We start from the raw sequence: 20,064 nt of genomic DNA, 5'->3' as shown, positions 1-20,064 counted from the left end.
GTTATGCCTCCTGCTCTTTTGACTTCGCGTTTTTCTTCGGCGATTTACGGAAGCGGTAGCGTTTATCAGAAATCGCTAGTGCGCCGCCTAATGCCATAATCAAAGAGCCAGCCCAAATCCATCGAACGAACGGTTTATAGTAAATACGAACAGCCCAAGATCGGTTGTCGTCTAAACGTTCACCCATTGCAATGTATAAGTCGCGGCTAATACCACGGTCAATGGCTGCTTCAGTCATCATAGACTTAGCCGTACGGTAGAAGCGCTTCTCTGCGTGAAGCGTATTCACGTATTTGCCATCGTGTGTGATCTCAAAGTCTGCGATGTAGCCATCGTAGTTTGGACCATCTTTATCACGCAAGCCTGAGAAATAGAAATCATAGCCTTGAATTTGGAAGTGTTCACCAGGTGCTAAACGTACATCACGCTCGATGCTGTAGTTCTGTACCATCGCAATACCGATAACAGATACCGCCAGACCAACATGACCCAACATCATTGCCCAGTGGCTACGTTGCAGCTTGCGAACACCTTCACTAAAGCTATGACGGTGCGTTGCTCGCTCGTACAGTTCAAAGCCATGCATCGCAATAATCCAAATCGCCATCACCCAACCAATGTAAGCCATGGTTGAGAAGAAATCGGCAAACAGGTACACGCATAGCGCGGCCAAGGCGAAAGCAAGCACACCTGAAACGAGCATTGGCTTCACAAGTTTAGATAAATTGTCTCGCTTCCAACGAATAAGAGGGCCAATACCAAGCAGGAAAGCAAATGGCATCATTAACCACGCAAATAGCATGTCAAAGAATGGCGCACCGATAGAGACCGACCCCAAACCAAGCTGCTTGTGTACGAGCGGCAACAGTGTCCCCACTAACACCACAACAAGAGCGGCGATAAGTAATACATTGTTGGCTAAGAGCGCATTTTCACGTGAGACTAAGTCGAAGTTACCTCGTACACGCACTGCTGCCCCTTTTACGGCAAACAGCAATAAAGAGCCGCCGATAACGAAAACGAGGAAGCCTAGAATAAACATACCGCGCGACGGGTCAGACGCGAACGCGTGCACCGATACTAAAATACCGGAACGGACTAAGAAGGTGCCCAACAAACTCAACGAAAATGCAGAGATTGCCAATAGTACCGTCCACGCTTTAAATGTGCCGCGTTTTTCTGTCACGGCAAGAGAGTGCATTAATGCGGTACCCGCTAACCAAGGCATGAATGATGCGTTTTCTACTGGGTCCCAGAACCACCAGCCACCCCAGCCAAGTTCGTAGTAAGCCCACCAAGAACCTAGTGCGATACCAAGTGTTAAAAATACCCATGCTGCGGTTGTCCAAGGACGAGACCAACGAGCCCAAGCCGTATCAAGGCGTCCGGTCATTAGGGATGCGATAGCAAAAGAGAACGCAACCGAGAAACCAACATAGCCCATGTAAAGCATTGGCGGGTGAACAATTAAACCAGGGTCTTGAAGCAGAGGGTTCAAGTCACGTCCGTCAACCGGGAAGAACGGTAACGTACGTAGGAATGGGTTCGACGTTAGGATGATAAACAGTAGGAAACCCACTGAGATCATGCCCATAACAGCAAGTACACGTGCAACCGACTCTTGCGGCATACCACGACTAAACGTCGCTACTGCGACAGTCCAAGCAGCTTGGATTAACACCCATAGCAACAGTGAACCTTCGTGTGCACCCCATACTGCGGTTAAACGGTAGTACCAAGGAAGCTGACTATTCGAGTTGCTCGCTACATACTGTAACGTGAAGTCGTTGGTATAAAATCCCCAACATAAAATGGCGAAAGAGAACAACAGCATCAGGAACATAGACCAAGATAGCGGTCGCGCTGTGTTCATGAGCATGGTGTTATTATTCGATGCTCCCCACAATGGCAATACGCTCAACAGCACTGCCATTGCAAGCGAAAGAATGAGAGCAAAGTGACCGATTTCAGCAATCATTGGCCGCTTCCTTGTTTCTGTTCGGTGCTGTATTGAAGCGGTTCATGCGTTTTCTTCATCGCTTCTGCAATTTCTGGTGGCATGTATTCTTCATCGTGCTTCGCTAGGACCTCAAATGCCTCAACTGTCGTGGCATCTTTCAGTACACCTTGAGCAACAATACCCTGCCCTTCACGGAACAAGTCAGGAAGAATACCGTCATAGGTAATCGTCACTTTCGGACCGACATCGTGCAGGTCAAAACTCACTTTCAAAGAATTAGGATCTCGACGAACTGAGCCCACAACCACCATTCCACCGATACGCAGACGCTGGCCTACTTCTGGCTTGGTGCCATCTGGCTTACCATTAACCAATTCCGTTGGAGTGTAGAAAAGGTCCATATTTTGGTTAAGCGCATAAAGTATCAAACCAATGGTGGCACTAATACCGATAAAGATCGCTAGTACAATACCTAGCCTCTTTTTACGTCTCGGGTTCATAAGGTGTTCTCCATGTTCTTCGCTGCGTCGATACGAGCTTGACGGTCAATTTTTGCTTTCACTTCTTTCAATAATGCATCACCGCGGCGAAGGCTAGTGATCAGAAGAATCAGCATGGATAAGAAAGTAATACCAAACGCACTCCATACGTATGATGCGTAGCCACCCATGGCAAAAAAGTCGCTCAGAGATTCAAAATGCATAATCAGTTACCTCACTGAGTTTGTTCTGTTGCGAGTTTGCGCACCCAAGGGCGGTGACTTTCTTTACTGATGATTTCGTTACGAAAACGGACCATCGTCACGGCACCAAAGAAGAACGCAAAGCCAAAGATGTTCAGCAATAACGGCCAAAGCATGTCGGATGAAATAGAAGGTTGTTCAAATTTCGTGATCGTCGCACCTTGATGAAGCGTGTTCCACCATTCCACGGAAAAGTGAATGATAGGTAGGTTTACTACGCCTACGATCGCTAAAATACCAGCAGCTTTTGCGGCGGTTTTTTGATCGTCAAACGCATGGTAAAGCGCAATCACACCAAGGTAGAGAAATAGAAGAATCAATTCAGATGTAAGACGGGCATCCCATACCCACCAAGTGCCCCACATAGGCTTGCCCCAAACAGCACCTGTAAGTAGAGCAATAAAAGTAAATACTGCACCAATCGGAGCCATCGCAAGTGCCGCCATATCAGATAGGCGAACTTGCCATACTAGGCCAATAAATGCAGCGATCGCCATCGACATATAAACGCCCATAGACCAAATAGCTGATGGGACATGAATGTAGATGATTCGGAAACTGTCACCTTGTTGGTAATCTGAAGGCGCAAATGCAAGCCCCCAAACCGTACCAACCGATAAGCATACGAGGGCCAATACAGAAAACCAAGGCAGAAACTTACCACTCAAACGATAAGCTGCTTCTGGCTTGGCATAAGGATGTAGCCATTTCCACATGTTTTGTTCTCACTCTTACTTCAGGGACACTGTCTAAAGGGTTGAGACCGTAGCAGTGCTTTAATAATAATTCTTTGATCAAGCGCCGCTTCATTGGCACTTTATTGAGTTAGTTAACACTAACTCGTAATGCGGCACTGATGGCAAAAGGCGTTAATGTCATCGCCCCCATTAGCATCGCACCTAAAATCGCTAGTTGACCGTTATACGCCATACCGAGTGCGGCAGCATCAATTGCCGATGTTGCGAAAATCAAAATTGGGATGTAGAGCGGAAGAATAAGCAAACTCAAAAGAACGCCACCCTTTTGCAACCCAACAGTCAACGCCACACCAATGGCGCCAATAAAACTTAGTGTTGGTGTACCGATCATCAAGGTTAATACAACCGATAGCCAAGTATTGAAGTCGAGCGAAAGTAAAACCGCCAATAATGGGCTAATTAAAATCAGAGGTAACCCTGTTAACAACCAATGTGCTATGACCTTTGAAACCACTACAAGTTGCAATGGAATCGGCATTAGCATCATTTGTTCTAGTGCACCGTCTTGAAAATCATCACGAAATAGACGCTCTAATGATAATAAGGCGGACAGCAATGCGGCAACCCAAACGATGCCCGCTGCAATACGTGCTAACAAATTAGGCTCTGGTCCAATACTCAGAGGAAAGAGAGTAATGACAATAATAAAGAACCACAGCGGGTTCAGAATGTCTGCCTGACGGCGAAATGCGATTAGGAGCTCACGACGAATGATGGTGGTCATCGAGGAAATCATATCAGTCACCCAGCTTTATTTTTCTAAGTTTCGGGCTGTCCGCAAACATATCTTGATGCGTCGTCAACACAACAATACCGCCATTATCAGCATGACTTGCGAACAAAGATTCAAGCACCTTGACACCTTGCTTATCAATGGCAGTCAACGGCTCATCTAAGATCCATAAAATTTGCTTACTGAGCCATAACCTTGCCAATGCGACTCGTCGTTGCTGACCTGCGGAAAGTTGTGCTACAGGCACATCTTCTCTACCAGCTAATCCTACTTGAGTCAAAGCGATAAAGATTTCTTCGTCTGAAGAGCGATTATTTTGAATAGATTGATAAAAACGTAAGTTTTCTAATGCGGTAAGCTCTCGTTTCACTCCTGTTTGATGTCCTAAGAAAAGCAGATCTTGATGGAAAACATCACGAGATTTTTCAACCTCTTCGCCTTTCCATTTAATGACACCTTCTTCTCTATCACCTAACCCTGTCACAATCCGTAGCAATGTAGTTTTACCAGTACCATTACGCCCTTCGATCTGGACCAATTCACCAGGCTTAATTTCAAACTGCAGGTTTTCAAACAGAACCCTTTCATCACGGATTGCTGTCAGGTTAGACACTTCTAACATAGAGCTTCAACTAAAAAATGAACGAGCCGCTATATTAGCACAGCTTAGTTATGACAAAACAGGATAAGAGGGCTAGGTTACATGTAAGTTCATGTATTTTTGTTAATTAATCATCACACTTTAATAAAATTAACTATAAGTAGTTATAAGCGCTCATTTTGAATTTGAGAGGCCAGAGCTAAGAGCAAGATCGACTGAAGTTTATCTAGGGTTGTATTCAAGAAGAGCATTAGCGGCTAAAAACAAAAAAAGAGGCGTAATAACGCCTCTTTTTTATCGCTTGATAACCTTTAGCGTCGACGACGTCCACGCGTTGGATATTCTGCGTCATCTGATGGCTGACCACTTAATGGTGGAATCTTCTCTTTCCCCGCCAGTTTCTTCTGCAGTGAAAGCATCAACTCAGCTTCGGCTTTTGGTAGTTCGCACTCTTCAATCAGCTCGTTGATATCAGCGCCAAGCTGTACCATTTTAGAAGCGCGACTGTACAAGCGACCATCAGTATCAGCGTGTTCGAGTTCGCGAATTCTCTCGTTTAAGTGCTGAATAATGTCCTGTTGCTCCGTCACTTTTTGCCCAAGACCAACGACAACCGAGCGCACTTCGAGTAACTGCTTACTCAACTTTTGCACTTCTTTATCTGCGTGTCGAGATTGAGCTCGTTGTTGGTCTAACTGCTTTTGTAACCCCGAGCGAATCCGCAGTTGCAAAACAACCAATACTAACACGATAAAAGCGACGCCACCCGCAAGGAATGGAGCAGATAAAAGAGTCTCTTCAGCCATCATCATTCAGCCATTAAAGGTGAGCCATCTCGTCCCACTCGTCATCTGTTAGCAGCTTGTTCAAATCCACAAGGATAAGAAGCTTGCCGTCACGGTTGCTCACACCCTGGATGAACTTCGCACTCTCGTCGGTACCAACTGAAGGCGTCGTATCAATTTCAGAAGAACGCAGATAAACGACTTCTGCCACGCTATCTACTAAGATACCAATCACTTGACGCTCAGACTCGATCACAATAATACGAGTGTTGTCAGTGACTTCGCCTTCCATCAGGCCAAAACGTGAACGTGTATCGATAACAGTAACTACATTACCGCGTAGGTTGATGATACCAAGTACATAATCTGGTGCACCTGGAACAGGGGCAATTTCAGTATAACGAAGTACTTCACGAACTTGCATTACGTTGATGCCGTACGTTTCTTCTTCTAGCTGGAACGTCACCCACTGAAGAACTTCGTCATTCGATGCATCTTTCTTCACTTCTACTTCAAAAGCTTGAGACATAGTTAATCCTCGTTAATGTCGTTCCCGACTTAAATCTAATTCAGTGATTTGACATCTAAACCGGCGTTTAGCATGTCAATGAGCGCCTGGACATGAATTAAGGCACACATTTTTTCTTTTACCATGCCCGCTAGCCAAGGGCGTTTACCCGCCTGCTCACGCCAGCGAACCTTGTCGATATTAAGCGTTTCAGTCCCCATTAATTGGTTACTGGCCAACCCCCACATGCTCTCACCAAGCATGACGACATATTGGTAGTTATCTTTATAGCTATCATCACGAAGCTTATCTGCCATCACCCATTTCGCGGTATCGACGACATCAAACTGTTGCTCGCGATTTGTTTGTAGCCCCAAATACCAGGCGGGTTTTCCTATCAAATGGTTAAGCTCGCTAATGCGATGAATACCACCTAACTCATCAAGAGGTACAGCAAACGTGACACCATTCACATCAAAGTAAAGAACTTGGAAGTCCTCACTTCGCTTCGTACTCTCCCAGGCCGTTGGTATATCGGAATCTGCTTGTGTTTCGAGTTCAGTATCGACGTTCGATTCTATATTGATACTTTGTTCGATCACTGCGTGAGGTTCATCCACCTCTGGTTGAGCTTCCTCAAAAACTGGCTCATCAATCACCCAGTCCTGTATTTCCTCAACACCCTGAAGCTCAGGCACCTCACTAAAGGTTTGTACCTCAGGCTCAGCCGCTTTTATCTCTGCTGCAATATCAATCGTATTTTGTTCAAGAATACTATCAATATCCAACTCAGCCACTGGGTTGCTTGCTTCAAGCTGACTTAATAGCCTTTGAACATCTTCCAGGTTTGGAGCTTCCAACTCTGGCGGATATGTTTCTTGAAACTGGTACGTTTCTGGCTCCGAGTATTGTAGCTGCAATTCTGGCTCTGGCTCTGGCTCTGGCTCTGGCTCTGGCTCTGGCTCTGGCTCTGGCTCTGGCTCTGGCTCTGGCTCTGGCTCTGCAGATGATACCTCTTGAGCCAACAGGTCAAGGTCTTCCTCAAGAGTCGTTATTTCAGTTTCATCATCCAGTAATGCATTAAAGTAGTCATCAAGTGCTTGTTCACTGGACAGCACATCATTACTGCTCATCGAACGCCAACCTCTCCAGGTAAATCAGTAGCTGTTTATAGGCAAACACACCACGGCTACCAGATGCAAAATGCGAAGCTGGCAAGTGCTTTAAACTGGCATCGCGGAACTTGGTATCAATAGGCACCGCTGAGGTCCACACTTGATTTGGGTAATCTTTTTTCAGTTGCATCAATGTCTGCAATGACGCTTTCGTGCGCTTATCGTACATGGTTGGGACGATAGTCACTTTGAAACCGCCCGGGCGAGATTTTTGCATAATGGTTAGCGTACGCATCATGCGCTCTAGACCTTTCATTGCCAAAAACTCTGTTTGAACAGGAATCAAAATTCGGTCACTGGCTGCCAACGCGTTCACCATCATCACGCCAAGGATTGGCGGACAGTCAATCAACACATAGTCATAGTCTTGTGAGACAGTTTGCAGCGCCCGTTTTAAGATTAATCCCATACCACTGCGATTACCCATTACGCGATCAAGCGTGGCAAGGGACATATGCGCGGGAATGATATCCATTCCTTCCAGCTCTGTTTCTAAAATCAACGGCTTAACCGTCTCACGAGAAAACGTCTTCAACTGGAATAAATCAAATAGGCTCGAAGTTACTGCATCAGGATCATAACCGAGATAAGTAGTCAGTGAGGCGTGAGGATCAGTATCAACCATCAATACTCGATGGCCTTTCTGGCTCAATAAGCCCGCCAATGTCACTGTTGAGGTGGTTTTACCCACGCCTCCTTTCTGGTTAGCTACACTCCAAACAATCATGATGAATCCTAAGCTAGGCCAACTTCCACCAACATGCGTTCAGCAATGCGGTCAAGCGGTAAATCTTCTGAAGAAATGCCTGCTTTAGCAACCGCTTGGGGCATGCCATAAACAACACAACTTTCTTCATCTTGTGCCCAAATTGTTGAGCCTGAAGACTTCAACATGCGAGCGCCCTCACGACCGTCTGCACCCATGCCTGTCAACACTAAAGAGAGCACTTTGTCGCCATATACTTTTGCGGCAGAACCAAAAGTCACATCCACACATGGTTTGTAGTTCATGCGATCGCCGCCATCAATAATGCGAAGACGAGCAGCGCCCGCTCGTCCATCCACCATCATTTGTTTCCCACCTGGTGCAAGGTATGCCACACCGGGCTGTAACACATCGCCATCTTGTGCTTCTTTCACTTGAATCTTACACAAGGTGTTCAAACGACTGGCAAACGCAGCAGTAAACGTTGCTGGCATGTGTTGAATCAATACAATCGGATGCGGATAGTTCATCGGCAAGCGCGTCAGAATTTTTTGTAGAGCAACGGGGCCACCTGTTGATGTGCCAATTGCCGTCAGTTGATACTTCTTACCAGAAGCACGGTACTTTGTCGCAGCAGGTCGAGTTGGTGTTGGAGTCACAGGTGAAGCCGTTCTTGAACCTAATGATCGAGTAGTCGTGCTGGTACTCGCTGTTGGGCGAGCGATAGGTCGACGCATGAAAGCGCGCTTCGAGGCAATCTGAATCACACGCTGTTGAAGTAATGACACCGCTTCTTCACGGTTACGCGCAATGTCCTCAAACTTTTTCGGTAAGAAGTCCAATGCGCCCGCATCTAGCGCATCAAGCGTAGCTTTCGCCCCGTCGTGGGTCAGGGACGAAAACATTAGAATTGGCGTTGGAGCAGCGGCCATTATTTCACGTACAGCTGTAATGCCATCCATCACTGGCATTTCAATATCCATCGTGATGACGTCAGGTTTGAGAGATTTGGCTTTCTCAACCGCCTCTCTACCATTTACCGCAACGTCAATCACTTCTAGGCGCGATTCTGAGTTGATGATTTCGCTCACGCGACGTCGGAAAAAACTCGAATCATCAACGACTAGTACTTTAATCGCCATCTTATTCCTTTTAATAACGTCAGCTTTGCTTAAAGGCGTGAAGCCGCAGCATATCGCTTAAGTAAATCAGGCACATCTAGAATTAATGCAATATGGCCATCGCTAGTAATTGTCGCACCAGCCATACCTGGAGTGCCCTGTAATAGATTATCGAGTGGCTTAATAACCACTTCTTCTTGACCAATAAGCGTATCCACAACAAAACCAACGCGCTGGTTACCAATCTGTACAATCACCACGTGACCGTGACCAGTACGCTCTTGGACGTTTTGCGATTTGGATGCCAACCAGTTTTGTAAGTAAAATAGTGGGATAGATTTCTCACGCACAATAATCGTCAGCTGACCATCTACCACGTTTGTACGACTAAGATCCAAGTGGAAAATTTCACTCACCGAAGCCAGTGGTAGAGCAAAAGGGTGACCGCCAACACCAACCATCAGAGTCGGTAAAATCGCTAACGTTAGTGGTACTTTGATCGTAATCTTAGTGCCCTTGCCTAGCTCAGAATCGATATCGATTGAACCGTTTAAGGTATTGATCGCCGTCTTAACCACGTCCATACCCACACCACGACCAGAAATGTCAGAAATTTTATCTTTACTTGAGAAACCAGGTGCGAAGATAAGGTTGAAGCACTCTTTATCTGTTAAACGTGCCGCCGCATCTTCATCCATCATGCCACGCTTCACCGCGATGCCACGCAGTTTGTTCGGGTCCATACCGCCACCATCATCTACGATGGATAGTTCAATATGGTCCCCTTCTTGCGATGCTGACAAAATCACTTTACCTGTGCGTGATTTGCCTGCCTTCGCGCGTGCGTCTGGCATTTCAATACCGTGATCAACCGAGTTACGCACCAAGTGAATCAACGGATCGGCCAATGCTTCTACAAGGTTTTTATCGAGATCGGTTTCTTCACCGCGCATTTCTAGCACGATGTCTTTATTTAGGTTACGAGCCAAGTCACGAACAACGCGTGGGAAGCGGCCAAACACTTTCTTAATTGGCTGCATACGCGTTTTCATTACCGCGCCTTGTAGATCCGCAGTTACCACGTCAAGGTTAGCGACCGCTTTGGACATCTCTTCGTTGTCGCTATTCAAACCAAGGCTTAATAGGCGGTTTCGAACCAATACGAGCTCACCCACCATGTTCATGATGGTATCAAGTGTCGAGGTATCAACACGAACGGTTGCTTCAGCCTGAGGTTTTTTAACCGCTGGTGCTTTGGCTTCTTCTTTTACCGCGACTGGTTTAGATTCTGGCTTTGGTGCTGGCGCTGCTTGAACGGGTGCTGGCTTAGCAACAGGCTCAGGTTTCGCAGGGCTTTGCTCTACGTTTGCTGACGCTGGCTTCGTTGCCATATCCAATTCTTCTAGCGTTGGACCTTTACCTGAACCATGTAGCTCATCGAGTAACTTTTCGAACTCTTCGTCCGTCATTAAGTCACTGTCTTGATTTGATGAAGATGACACTGGAGCGGAAGGCTCTGCCGCTTTAGGTGGCTCTACTGGTACAGATGCAGCAGCCTCTGCCGTAGAAGGGCTTTTTCCTACACCGTGCAGTTCATCGAGTAAGCGTTCAAACTCATCATCAGTGATATCACCACTTTCAACTGATGGTGCACTCGATTGAGGCGGTTCAGATGGCGTTGTAGGTGTCGCAGACATTGAGTTGCCTGGCGCTGAACCTTTACCATGAAGCTCATCCAGTAGCTTTTCGAATTCGTCTTGGGTAATTTCATCAACAGAGCCGACACTTGATGGTGCTGACGGCGCAGCAGGTTCTTCGATGATAGGCTCGGGAATAATAGGCTCTGGAGTAGCCACTGGTTCTTCAACTACGGTTGCCGCTACTTCATCTTCTGACTCAGGTTTGCATAGACGATGAAGTTCTTCAAGAAGCTCAGGGTCCGCAGCTTCTAACGGCTCACGATCTTGAACAGCCTGGAACTGGGTATTAACCGTATCCAAGGCTTTTAGCATCGTATCCATTAAGTTTTGCGTTACCGTGCGTTGACCGTTTCGTAAAACGTCGAACACGTTCTCCGCACCATGACAAGTATCGACTAGCTCTGCCAATGAAAGGAAGCCGGCACCGCCTTTTACGGTATGAAACCCGCGGAAAATAGCATTAAGTAAGTCTTTGTCTTCTGGGTTATTTTCCAATTCAACCAACTGCTCAGAAAGCAGCTCGAGAATTTCCCCAGCCTCAATGAGAAAGTCCTGAAGAATATCTTCGTCTAAATCGTAGCTCATACGTTACCTTTAAAATCCAAGACTGGACAACAAGTCATCGACTTCGTCCTGCGATGAAACCGCATCTTCTCTCAGTTCTGGATGAAGAATCGGGCCTTCGGCTTCGCTTGTTTGTGTATTCTTTTTATCTGCCGGTTCTGACAAAACTTGAATGTGTTCTTCAAGTTTATTTCCAGAGAATACGGTTAGGATTTCCACTAAGCGGCCTTCGACTTCATTAACCAACGTAATTACGCGGCGAATGATTTGGCCAGTTAGGTCTTGGAAGTCTTGCGCCATGAGAATTTCGGTCAACTGGCCGCGCAATTCAGTGCTGTCACCTTCGACTTGCACTAATAGCCCGTCGATTCGGTGGCACAGTGCTTTAAATTCGCTTAATTCTATGCGCCCGTGCATGAGTTCATTCCATTGAGGACGAACTTTTAGAAGGCAATCATGCAGGTTGTCAGCGATAGGAAGGCAGCAGTCGACCGCATCCATTGTTTTGTTGGCTGCAAGCTCTGTCTTCTCGATCACATAATTGAGACGATCCCTAGCGTTAGGGATTTCGTCTTTCGCAATTTCGGTCATGCGCTGATCGAGACTGAACTGCTTGAGTGATTCGTGAAGGTCTCGAGTTAACGCTCCAATTTCTTGCAGCATTGGGTTATCGGCACCTTCGTAGATCGAGGCAACAAGCATATTGGCTTGGTCTTGTTCCCCGTTTTCTAGCATTTGAACGAGTGACTTCGCCTGCTCTAGTGAGATCATTCTGAATAGACCCTTTTACGTTTAGTTCTTCTTATCACTTTGAAAACGCTAAACGAGTCATTTAATAGGTATTTAATAATTGGTATGAATGACTCGAATAACAAAGAGAAAGAGAGAGTTATAAACGCTCGAAAATTTTATCTAATTTTTCTTTTAATGTTGCAGCAGTAAATGGCTTAACAATGTAGCCGTTTACACCTGCTTGAGCAGCTTCAATGATCTGCTCACGCTTCGCTTCAGCCGTGATCATTAGAACTGGCAGATGCTTAAGTTCTGCATCCGCGCGGATGTGTTTAAGCAAATCGATGCCTTGCATACCTGGCATGTTCCAGTCAGTTACAACAAAATCGAAGTCACCTTTTTTCAGCATTGGTAATGCGGTTAAACCATCGTCCGCTTCTTGAGTGTTATTGAAACCCAAGTCACGAAGCAGGTTTTTAACAATACGGCGCATTGTTGAGAAATCATCAACAATAAGGATCTTCATGTTTTTATTCAAAATTGCCTCCACTGAATCGTAAAATCAGTGTTTTTAGTCATTTTGTGTCCACGCACTGAGCTTGGTACGTAAACGTTGCATCGCTTGACTCAGTATTTGACTTACGCGAGATTCGCTTACGCCTAACACATCGCCAATTTCTTTCAAATTGAGTTCTTCATCATAATAAAGCGAAAGAACCAAAGCTTCACGCTCTGGAAGCTGTTTTATTGATTCAACCAGTGCTTTTCGAAATGATTCATCAACTACCCCTTTGAATGGGTTGCTGTCATCGGTTTCATCCGCCGGTGAAATCACATCATCAGAAACGCCTAAATCTTCAATACCGACTAATTTTGAGCAGTTGATATCGGTAAGAGCACTATGATATTGATCCAGTGTCATACCGAGATGCGTGGCTACTTCAGAATCAGTAGGATCTCGATTTAATTCGCCTTCCAGCTCCGCAATCGCTTGGTTAATCTCTCGATTATTTTTATGAACAGAACGCGGTACCCAATCGCCTTTACGCATGTCATCTAACATTGCGCCACGAATACGGATACCTGCATAAGTTTCAAAGCTCGCACCTTTAGAACCATCATAATTCTGCTGAGCTTCGATAAGACCGATCATGCCGGCCTGAATTAAATCCTCTACCTGAACACTCGGCGGTAAACGGCCTAGTAGGTGGTGAGCAATGCGCTTAACCAACACTGAATAACGTTCAATGAACGCCTGCTGGCTATTAAATTTGCCATGTTGGTCATAGGTTATCGCTTTATTCACCAAAAGGGTCCTCTGCGAATTCGGTACGATTTAGCAACCTTTCCACAAAAAATTCCAAGTGTCCACTTGGTGTTTTCGGTAGTGGCCACGTCAACGCTTTGTTTGCTAGTGAGCTGATAGCTAAAGCGGCAGGCGAGCGTGGGAACGCATCAACGACAATTTTTTGTCTTTTTACAGCCTGTCGTACTTTATCATCTAATGGAATACATGCTACGAGTTCAAGGCTAACATTCAAGAATCGCTCTGTGACTAGTGTCAACTTTGCAAACAATTCTCGCCCTTCACGGTAGCTTCTGACCATATTTGCTACAACTTTAAAGCGTTGAACTTGGTGTTCTTTACTCAACAGCTTGATTAATGCATAGGCATCTGTGATTGACGTCGGTTCATCACACACAACTACAACCACATCTTGAGCTGCTCGCGAAAAACTGATTACCATGTCAGAGATACCAGCAGCGGTATCAATCAGCAGGACATCCATTTCGTCTTCAAGACTACCAAATGCTCGGATGAGTCCGGCATGCTGAGCGTGAGAAAGCTCTGTCATACTCTGTGTGCCAGAAGTTGCAGGAATTATCTTTATACCATAAGGCCCTTCGACAATCGCATCTTTTAGCTCACATTCACCCGCTAAGACATGTCCTAGATTACGTTTTGCACGAATTCCGAGCATCACGTCCACATTGGCCAGACCTAAATCAGCGTCGAGAACCATCACCTTCTTGCCTTGGCGAGCCATACAAATCGCCAGACCCAGTGTTACGTTTGATTTCCCCACACCACCTTTGCCGCCAGTAACAGCAATCACTTTGGTCAACGATGGTTGTGTTAAGCGACGGAGGCCGCTTGCTTGATCGTGTATCATATTCTCAGTCATAGTAGTCCGCCGCCTTAGAGTCCTTCACTGTCACTGTTCCAAAAGTGAGGTTCGTTCTCTGTCGACTTCTCTAACAGTTCATTTGCTTTCGCAAGCATATATTTTGGTTGCGCTATCACAATGTCTTCTGGTACGCGCTGACCATTAGCGATGTAAGCTACTGGCATTGCGTTTTGAATCACTACACTGATGAATTCGCCTAGGCTTAATGACTCATCAAGCTTCGTCATAATACAACCCGAAAGTGGTATACGTCGGAAGTGATCCAGCGTTTCTTGTAGAACACGACGTTGTGCGGTAGCCGGCAAAACAAGGTAGCTGTGAATCACTTCTCCGCTCTCTTGCATTAGAGTGTCGAGCTGCTCGGAAAGCCTCACATCTCGTTGCCCCATCCCTGCCGTATCGACCAAAATCAGTCTTCTGTTTCTTAGCTGATATATAACATCGGCTAACTCGTTAGAATCTTTAGCAACTCTTACGGGACAACCCATGATTCTTCCATAAATTGAGAGCTGCTCATGTGCACCTATGCGATATGTATCTGTTGTCACAAGGGCCACATTGTCGGCACCGTATTCCATGGCTGCGCGTGCTGCGAGTTTCGCTACGGTCGTTGTTTTCCCAACCCCCGTCGGACCCAACAATGCGACTACGCCACCACGTTTTAAAATGTCCTGTTTAGGAATATTGATTTGATCCGCCACCAGCGACAATAACGCTTTCCACGCTCGCGCTGGCTTTGTATCTTCCGGGATGTAACAGGCCATCTGGTCTGCTAACTCCGGAGAAACGCCCATTCGCTCTAAGCGCTTAATCAGCATTGCTCTTAGCGGCTCACGGCGTTCTACTTCTTGCCACATCAGGCCAGAAACTTGGTGCTCCAACAGACGACGAATTGACGTCATCTCTTCGCGCATGCTTTCTAGCTCATCGGCCGATTCGTCACGCTCATCACTTGGGCGACGTCGGTCATATCGCGTCGGGTCCAGCTTGGGCGTCGGACGTTCAAATCGATTGTCCTGTGCGATTAGCTTCGCCAAAGGTGAATCTGGTTGATATGGCGCTGGCTTTTCTTGGTTGTAGCCGTCGCGATGCTTATTTTGGCGTTGCAGCAAAGCAGAGAGCGAATCTTCATTTTCCGCTACATGGTCGTCAGCATCTGCTGCACCACCGCTATATTGCTTAAGCATATTAGCGAATCGCTGCGTCATTGAGCCTGTTTTTTCATTGTTACTGTTATTACTGTTCAGGCTAATTTTATCTTCATCTAAATGACGATCTTGGTAACGATCAGCAGAAGACGATGACATTTGACGATGTTCGTTATAGCGATTCGATTGAGAAGCACCGCGATTTTGCTGTGACGCTGCGCTTGCTTGAGACGGATTAGATTCACTATCTATCGCCGCAACAATCGCTACTCCACCAGCCACTTTCTTGTTTGACATGATCACCGCTTCCGCGCCTAACTCCTCTTTCACTTGGAGCAGCGCCGTTCTCATGTCTTTGGCAAAAAATCGCTTTATTTTCAAACTATGAATCCATTAATGATGCGTGAGATCAGTTACCCACGGCTTGCACAATTCTGATCTGTTTTTCATCCGGGATTTCTTGGTAAGACAGTACCCGGAGATTAGGTATTGTGTTCTTCACAAATTTCGCCAACGTCGAGCGTAATACACCAGAAGTAAGCAGAACGGCAGGTTCGCCTTTCAGTTCTTGTTCCTGTGTCGCTTGGCTTAGTGAAGATTGCAATCGCTCAGCGAGTCCCGGTTCAATCCCCGCGGATTCGCCTCCTGATGCTTGCATAGTTTGATGCAATATTTGTTCCAGTTCGGGGATCAAAGTAATCACTGGTAACTCAGGCTCTATACCATTGATTTCTTGAACAATTAGACGTTTAAGACTAATTCGAACTGCTGCCGTCAATATGTCAGCTTCTTGACTCTTACTTGAGTACTCAGCCAAAGTTTGAACAATCGTGCGAATATCGCGGATTGGAATGGCCTCGTTTAACAAGTTTTGTAGGACTTTCACCACCACACCTAATGGTAATTGGTCAGGAACAAAGTTCTCGACCAACTTAGGCGCGCTGCGTCCCAACATTTCTAATAAATTCTCTACTTCTTCATGGCCAATTAGCTGTGATGCGTTGTTGGTCAATAGCTGGCTTAGGTGCGTCGCTAATACCGTTGATGAATCAACAACCGTATAACCTAAGGCCTGCGCGTGCTCACGCTGATCTTCTCGGATCCATACGGCTTCCAGTCCAAAAGCAGGGTCAATGGTTGGCTCACCATCAATCATGCCATACACCTGACCTGGGTTAATCGCTAGCTCTTGATCAGGACGAATCTCTGCTTCGCCCACCGCAACCCCCATCAATGTAATTCGGTAACTGTTTGGGGTCAGCTCAAGATTGTCACGAATATGAACCGCTGGAATTAGGAACCCAAAATCTTGCGATAACTTTTTACGCACACCTTTTACGCGCTCTAACAGTTCCCCACCTTGGTCTCTGTCCACCAAAGGGATTAAGCGATAACCGACTTCCAAGCCAATAATATCGACTGGCTGGACGTCATCCCAAGACAGTTCGCGCTGTGAGGAAGGTTCTGTACCTTCGTCTGCTGTTGCTGGTAAAGCGGGCTCTTTCGCTTTCTGCTTTTGCCGTTTGTCGATGAAATATGCCGCTGCACCGGCCGCGACTGCCAGGCTCAAAAACGCAAAGTGTGGCATGCCCGGTACGATGCCCATCACACCAAGAATAGCCGCAGTAATCATCAGCGCTTTTGGGTTGTCGAACATCTGGAAGACCAGTTGTTCACCCATGTCTTCATCGGTGTTTTGGCGTGTCACCATCATTGCCGCTGCAATTGACAGCAATAGCGATGGGATTTGTGCGACCAAACCATCACCGATTGTCAGTAAGGTATAGATTTCAATCGCTTCACCGAAACCCAATCCATACTGCGCCATACCGATCGACAGGCCGCCGACGATGTTGATAAACAGAATCAAAATACCGGCAATCGCGTCACCTTTTACGAACTTCGAGGCACCATCCATCGAGCCATAGAAATCCGCTTCTTTGGTCACTTCAAAACGACGAACTCTTGCCTGCTCTTGGTCTATCAATCCGGCATTCAAGTCGGCATCAATCGCCATTTGCTTACCCGGCAACGCATCAAGCGTAAAGCGAGCACTTACCTCAGAGATACGACCCGCACCTTTGGTCACCACCATAAAGTTGATGATCATTAAGATGAGGAAAACCACTAGGCCGACCGCGTAGTTACCACCAATAACGACGTTACCGAACGCCTCAATTACGTTACCTGCCGCATTACCGCCTTCATGACCATGCAGTAAGACGACACGAGTCGAGGCAACGTTCAAAGCCAAGCGGAGCAACGTGGCGATCAGCAATACCGTTGGAAAAGCAGCGAAGTCCAAAGGGCGACGTGTGTAAACGGTCACTAACAACACCACCATCGACAGCGCGATGTTAAAGGTGAAGAACATATCCAGCAAAAATGCTGGAATCGGCAGTACCACCATCGCTAGGGTGGCCAAAACCATCACCGGAGCACCAATAGCTGGCATTTCACGTTGAGGGATTCGTGGCAATTTATCTGCAAACGGCAGGCTTAACTTCATACTGCGAGAGATCTCAATCGATTGAAGCGTCACGTAAGCTCTTACTATTAATACGCGACCGCTTTAGCCTAAAAGTTTAGGTAGGGTTGATAATTAAAGCGTTTTAAGCAATCTATGTACCATAATTAGCGCCAAAATAATGACTAAACACTCAAATAGAGCTTAGCTTTTGATCAAACGAGCTTTTTTAAGGCTTTACCGCTTTTCGTATCAATGACGGTGCTCGGGCGGGATTGGCAAATCATAATCTTGAATTTTCGGGCGCTGTCCACCTCGTTTTCGGTATTGCTTCAATTGGAATACAAATGCCAAAACCTGAGCGACGGCAGTAAATAACCCATCGGGGATCTCTTGCTCGAGCTCTGTCGTGTGGTACAACGCACGAGCCAAAGGTGGTGCGGGCACAATCGTAATGTCATGTTCGCGGGCGACTTCTCGAATCTTCATCGCCATGTGGTCAGTACCTTTAGCGATCACGACTGGCGCACGGTCTGTCTTCTGCTTATAACGAAGCGCTACCGAGAAGTGCTCAGGGTTAGTAACAATAACATCAGCTTGAGGAACATCCGCCATCATTCGACGTTGAGCCGCTTCCCTTTGCAACATACGAATACGGCCTTTCACTTCCGGCTTACCTTCAGTCTCTTTGTATTCGTCTTTGACTTCTTGCTTGGTCATTTTTAACTGATCGGCGTGCTGCCAGATTTGAAATGGAATATCGATGGCAACCACAATCAATAGCGAGCAACTGATCAGCAAAATAAAGTTCAGCAAAATATCTAAAGCATGGAAGATGTTTTGCGGATACACATCCATGCTCAATTGAATCAGATCGGCCTGCGATGCTTGGATCAAATAGATGGCGACACCAGTGACCAGAACCACTTTAAGGATTGATTTGATCAACTCTACCCAGCTTTGCATTCCAACCATTCGCTTTAAGCCGCTAAGCGGATTCATTTTCGACAGCTTGGGCATGGCTGCTTGGGCAGAAAAACTGATTCCTCCCACACCTGCTGCTCCAATCATGGCGGCGGTAAACAATGTCGCTAACACCAAAAATAGTGGGAACAACAAATCACTCATCGCGCCCAAAGCGATATCAAACAGTTTTGCAGTATCGAAAATCTCTTCTCGTTGAAGATCAAATAAACGGCTCATGATGGAAAACAATGAACGTGCTAACGCCTCTCCAAACCACATCAATGAAATGGCGCCAACGATCAGCACAGATGCTGATGCGAGCTCTTTAGATCGAGCGACCTGCCCCTTTTCTCTGGCTTGTTGTAACCGTCGGGGCGTGGCTTCTTCGGTGCGTTCCTGACCGTCTGATTCTGCCAAATCTTAGCACTCCAAGCGAATAAGCCGACAAATCTGCGCCTCACCCACTGTCCAGAACATTTCATAATGACTGTATAGACCAGCCAGTATGTACCAACAAAGTAATAGACCCACCATCAAAGCAAAAGCAAAACCAAGCGAGAAGATATTCAGCTGTGGTGCGGCACGGGTCATTACACCAAACGACAAGTTAATGGTCAGTAGCGCAATAATGCCAGATAGAGACATACTCAGTGCCGTTTGGAACATAATACCAAGCCAGCCTGCCATTTCACGGAAATCAACCGCGTTGAGCGAGCCGGAGCCAATCGGCAAAGTTTTAAAACTGAACACCACCAATTGCAGCATTTTTAAGTGTCCATCGGTGGCAAGGAAAAACATTGTCGTTAAGAACATGAATAACTGGCCAAGCAATGGCGTGTTCTGACCATTTGCGGGATCAACCATAGAAGCAAAGCCCAAACTTGATTGCATACCCAATATTTGACCAAGTAGGACAAAGGTTTGAATCATAAATTGAGTAACCATACCCATCGCTATGCCGATGATCATTTGCTCGGCAATGGTCATGAAGCCACGAAACGAGAGTAGCTCAATGTCTTGAGGTACGGCGGGGATGGCTGGCATGACAGCGAAAGTGATGGCTAAACCGAGGTAAAGGCGGATTCTTGGCGAAACAAATCGGGCCCCGGTTACTGTCATCACCATCAACATGGATGAGATACGAACATAGGGCCAGAAGTAGTTTGCGATCCAATCTAAGACAACGCTAGTGGGGTACTCCATAGGCGC

General features: G+C 46.4%; 20 protein-coding genes. All 20 read right to left on the bottom strand.

Translation table 11 applies throughout. The features are described from left to right. Position 1 precedes the first annotated feature (1 nt). A complete protein-coding gene (locus R7P74_RS09100; protein WP_017635943.1) occupies positions 2-1,978 on the bottom strand; it encodes a heme lyase CcmF/NrfE family subunit in 1,977 nt (658 codons plus the stop codon). Further along, positions 1,975-2,460 carry a cytochrome c maturation protein CcmE gene (gene ccmE, locus R7P74_RS09095; protein WP_005380516.1) on the bottom strand — a complete coding sequence of 162 codons (486 nt, stop codon included), beginning with the start codon at positions 2,458-2,460 and terminating at the stop codon, positions 1,975-1,977. The genes R7P74_RS09100 and ccmE overlap by 4 nt, the downstream gene beginning before the upstream one ends. After that, positions 2,457-2,663 carry a heme exporter protein CcmD gene (ccmD, locus tag R7P74_RS09090; protein WP_005380515.1) on the bottom strand — a complete coding sequence of 69 codons (207 nt, stop codon included), beginning with the start codon at positions 2,661-2,663 and terminating at the stop codon, positions 2,457-2,459. The genes ccmE and ccmD overlap by 4 nt, the downstream gene beginning before the upstream one ends. 11 nt (positions 2,664-2,674) lie before the next feature. Continuing rightward, positions 2,675-3,418: a heme ABC transporter permease gene (locus tag R7P74_RS09085; protein WP_005380513.1), complete on the bottom strand. Its 744-nt coding sequence runs from the start codon at positions 3,416-3,418 to the stop codon at positions 2,675-2,677. A gap of 109 nt (positions 3,419-3,527) precedes the next feature. Further along, entirely contained in the window at positions 3,528-4,196 is a 669-nt protein-coding gene (ccmB, locus tag R7P74_RS09080) for a heme exporter protein CcmB (RefSeq protein WP_005380512.1), read from the bottom strand. A gap of 1 nt (position 4,197) precedes the next feature. Then, positions 4,198-4,815, bottom strand: coding sequence for a cytochrome c biogenesis heme-transporting ATPase CcmA (gene ccmA / locus R7P74_RS09075; protein WP_005380511.1), 618 nt, complete (start codon positions 4,813-4,815; stop codon positions 4,198-4,200). Between the two features lie 290 nt (positions 4,816-5,105). After that, the gene (locus tag R7P74_RS09070) at positions 5,106-5,600 is read right to left on the bottom strand and encodes a DUF2802 domain-containing protein (RefSeq protein ID WP_031777229.1); all 495 of its coding nucleotides are present in this window, start codon (positions 5,598-5,600) and stop codon (positions 5,106-5,108) included. A 13-nt stretch (positions 5,601-5,613) separates the two neighbouring features. Beyond that, positions 5,614-6,108 (bottom strand): chemotaxis protein CheW, encoded by a 495-nt coding sequence (locus R7P74_RS09065; protein WP_005380507.1) that lies wholly within the window; start codon positions 6,106-6,108, stop codon positions 5,614-5,616. A gap of 35 nt (positions 6,109-6,143) precedes the next feature. Beyond that, the gene (locus R7P74_RS09060) at positions 6,144-7,220 is read right to left on the bottom strand and encodes a chemotaxis protein CheW (protein ID WP_318072773.1); all 1,077 of its coding nucleotides are present in this window, start codon (positions 7,218-7,220) and stop codon (positions 6,144-6,146) included. Continuing rightward, positions 7,210-7,989 carry a ParA family protein gene (locus R7P74_RS09055; RefSeq protein ID WP_005380505.1) on the bottom strand — a complete coding sequence of 260 codons (780 nt, stop codon included), beginning with the start codon at positions 7,987-7,989 and terminating at the stop codon, positions 7,210-7,212. The genes R7P74_RS09060 and R7P74_RS09055 overlap by 11 nt, the downstream gene beginning before the upstream one ends. Positions 7,990-7,997: 8 nt before the next feature. Further along, entirely contained in the window at positions 7,998-9,110 is a 1,113-nt protein-coding gene (locus tag R7P74_RS09050) for a protein-glutamate methylesterase/protein-glutamine glutaminase (protein WP_005380504.1), read from the bottom strand. 29 nt (positions 9,111-9,139) lie between these two features. Continuing rightward, positions 9,140-11,374, bottom strand: coding sequence for a chemotaxis protein CheA (locus R7P74_RS09045; RefSeq protein WP_262681168.1), 2,235 nt, complete (start codon positions 11,372-11,374; stop codon positions 9,140-9,142). A gap of 9 nt (positions 11,375-11,383) precedes the next feature. Then, positions 11,384-12,124 carry a protein phosphatase CheZ gene (locus R7P74_RS09040; protein ID WP_005380502.1) on the bottom strand — a complete coding sequence of 247 codons (741 nt, stop codon included), beginning with the start codon at positions 12,122-12,124 and terminating at the stop codon, positions 11,384-11,386. A 118-nt stretch (positions 12,125-12,242) separates the two neighbouring features. Then, positions 12,243-12,611 carry a chemotaxis response regulator CheY gene (cheY, locus tag R7P74_RS09035; RefSeq protein WP_017635949.1) on the bottom strand — a complete coding sequence of 123 codons (369 nt, stop codon included), beginning with the start codon at positions 12,609-12,611 and terminating at the stop codon, positions 12,243-12,245. A gap of 45 nt (positions 12,612-12,656) precedes the next feature. Continuing rightward, entirely contained in the window at positions 12,657-13,391 is a 735-nt protein-coding gene (locus R7P74_RS09030; RefSeq protein WP_005380499.1) for an RNA polymerase sigma factor FliA, read from the bottom strand. Further along, entirely contained in the window at positions 13,384-14,271 is an 888-nt protein-coding gene (locus R7P74_RS09025) for a MinD/ParA family protein (RefSeq protein ID WP_005380498.1), read from the bottom strand. The genes R7P74_RS09030 and R7P74_RS09025 overlap by 8 nt, the downstream gene beginning before the upstream one ends. A 14-nt stretch (positions 14,272-14,285) precedes the next feature. Continuing rightward, complete coding sequence (flhF, locus tag R7P74_RS09020; protein WP_033907111.1) at positions 14,286-15,803, bottom strand: flagellar biosynthesis protein FlhF; 1,518 nt, start codon at positions 15,801-15,803, stop codon at positions 14,286-14,288. Positions 15,804-15,831: 28 nt separating this feature from the next. Next, positions 15,832-17,931 carry a flagellar biosynthesis protein FlhA gene (gene flhA / locus R7P74_RS09015; protein WP_025998722.1) on the bottom strand — a complete coding sequence of 700 codons (2,100 nt, stop codon included), beginning with the start codon at positions 17,929-17,931 and terminating at the stop codon, positions 15,832-15,834. Between the two features lie 210 nt (positions 17,932-18,141). Beyond that, positions 18,142-19,272 (bottom strand): flagellar biosynthesis protein FlhB, encoded by a 1,131-nt coding sequence (gene flhB, locus R7P74_RS09010; protein ID WP_005380490.1) that lies wholly within the window; start codon positions 19,270-19,272, stop codon positions 18,142-18,144. 3 nt (positions 19,273-19,275) lie between these two features. Beyond that, on the bottom strand, positions 19,276-20,058 hold the full coding sequence (gene fliR / locus R7P74_RS09005) for a flagellar biosynthetic protein FliR (protein WP_005384463.1): 783 nt from the start codon (positions 20,056-20,058) through the stop codon (positions 19,276-19,278). Positions 20,059-20,064 lie beyond the last annotated feature (6 nt).

The organism is Vibrio sp. 2033, assembly GCF_033339735.1.
Note: the sequence above shows the minus strand (reverse complement) of the source record. Positions and strands in the feature narration are given on the sequence as shown.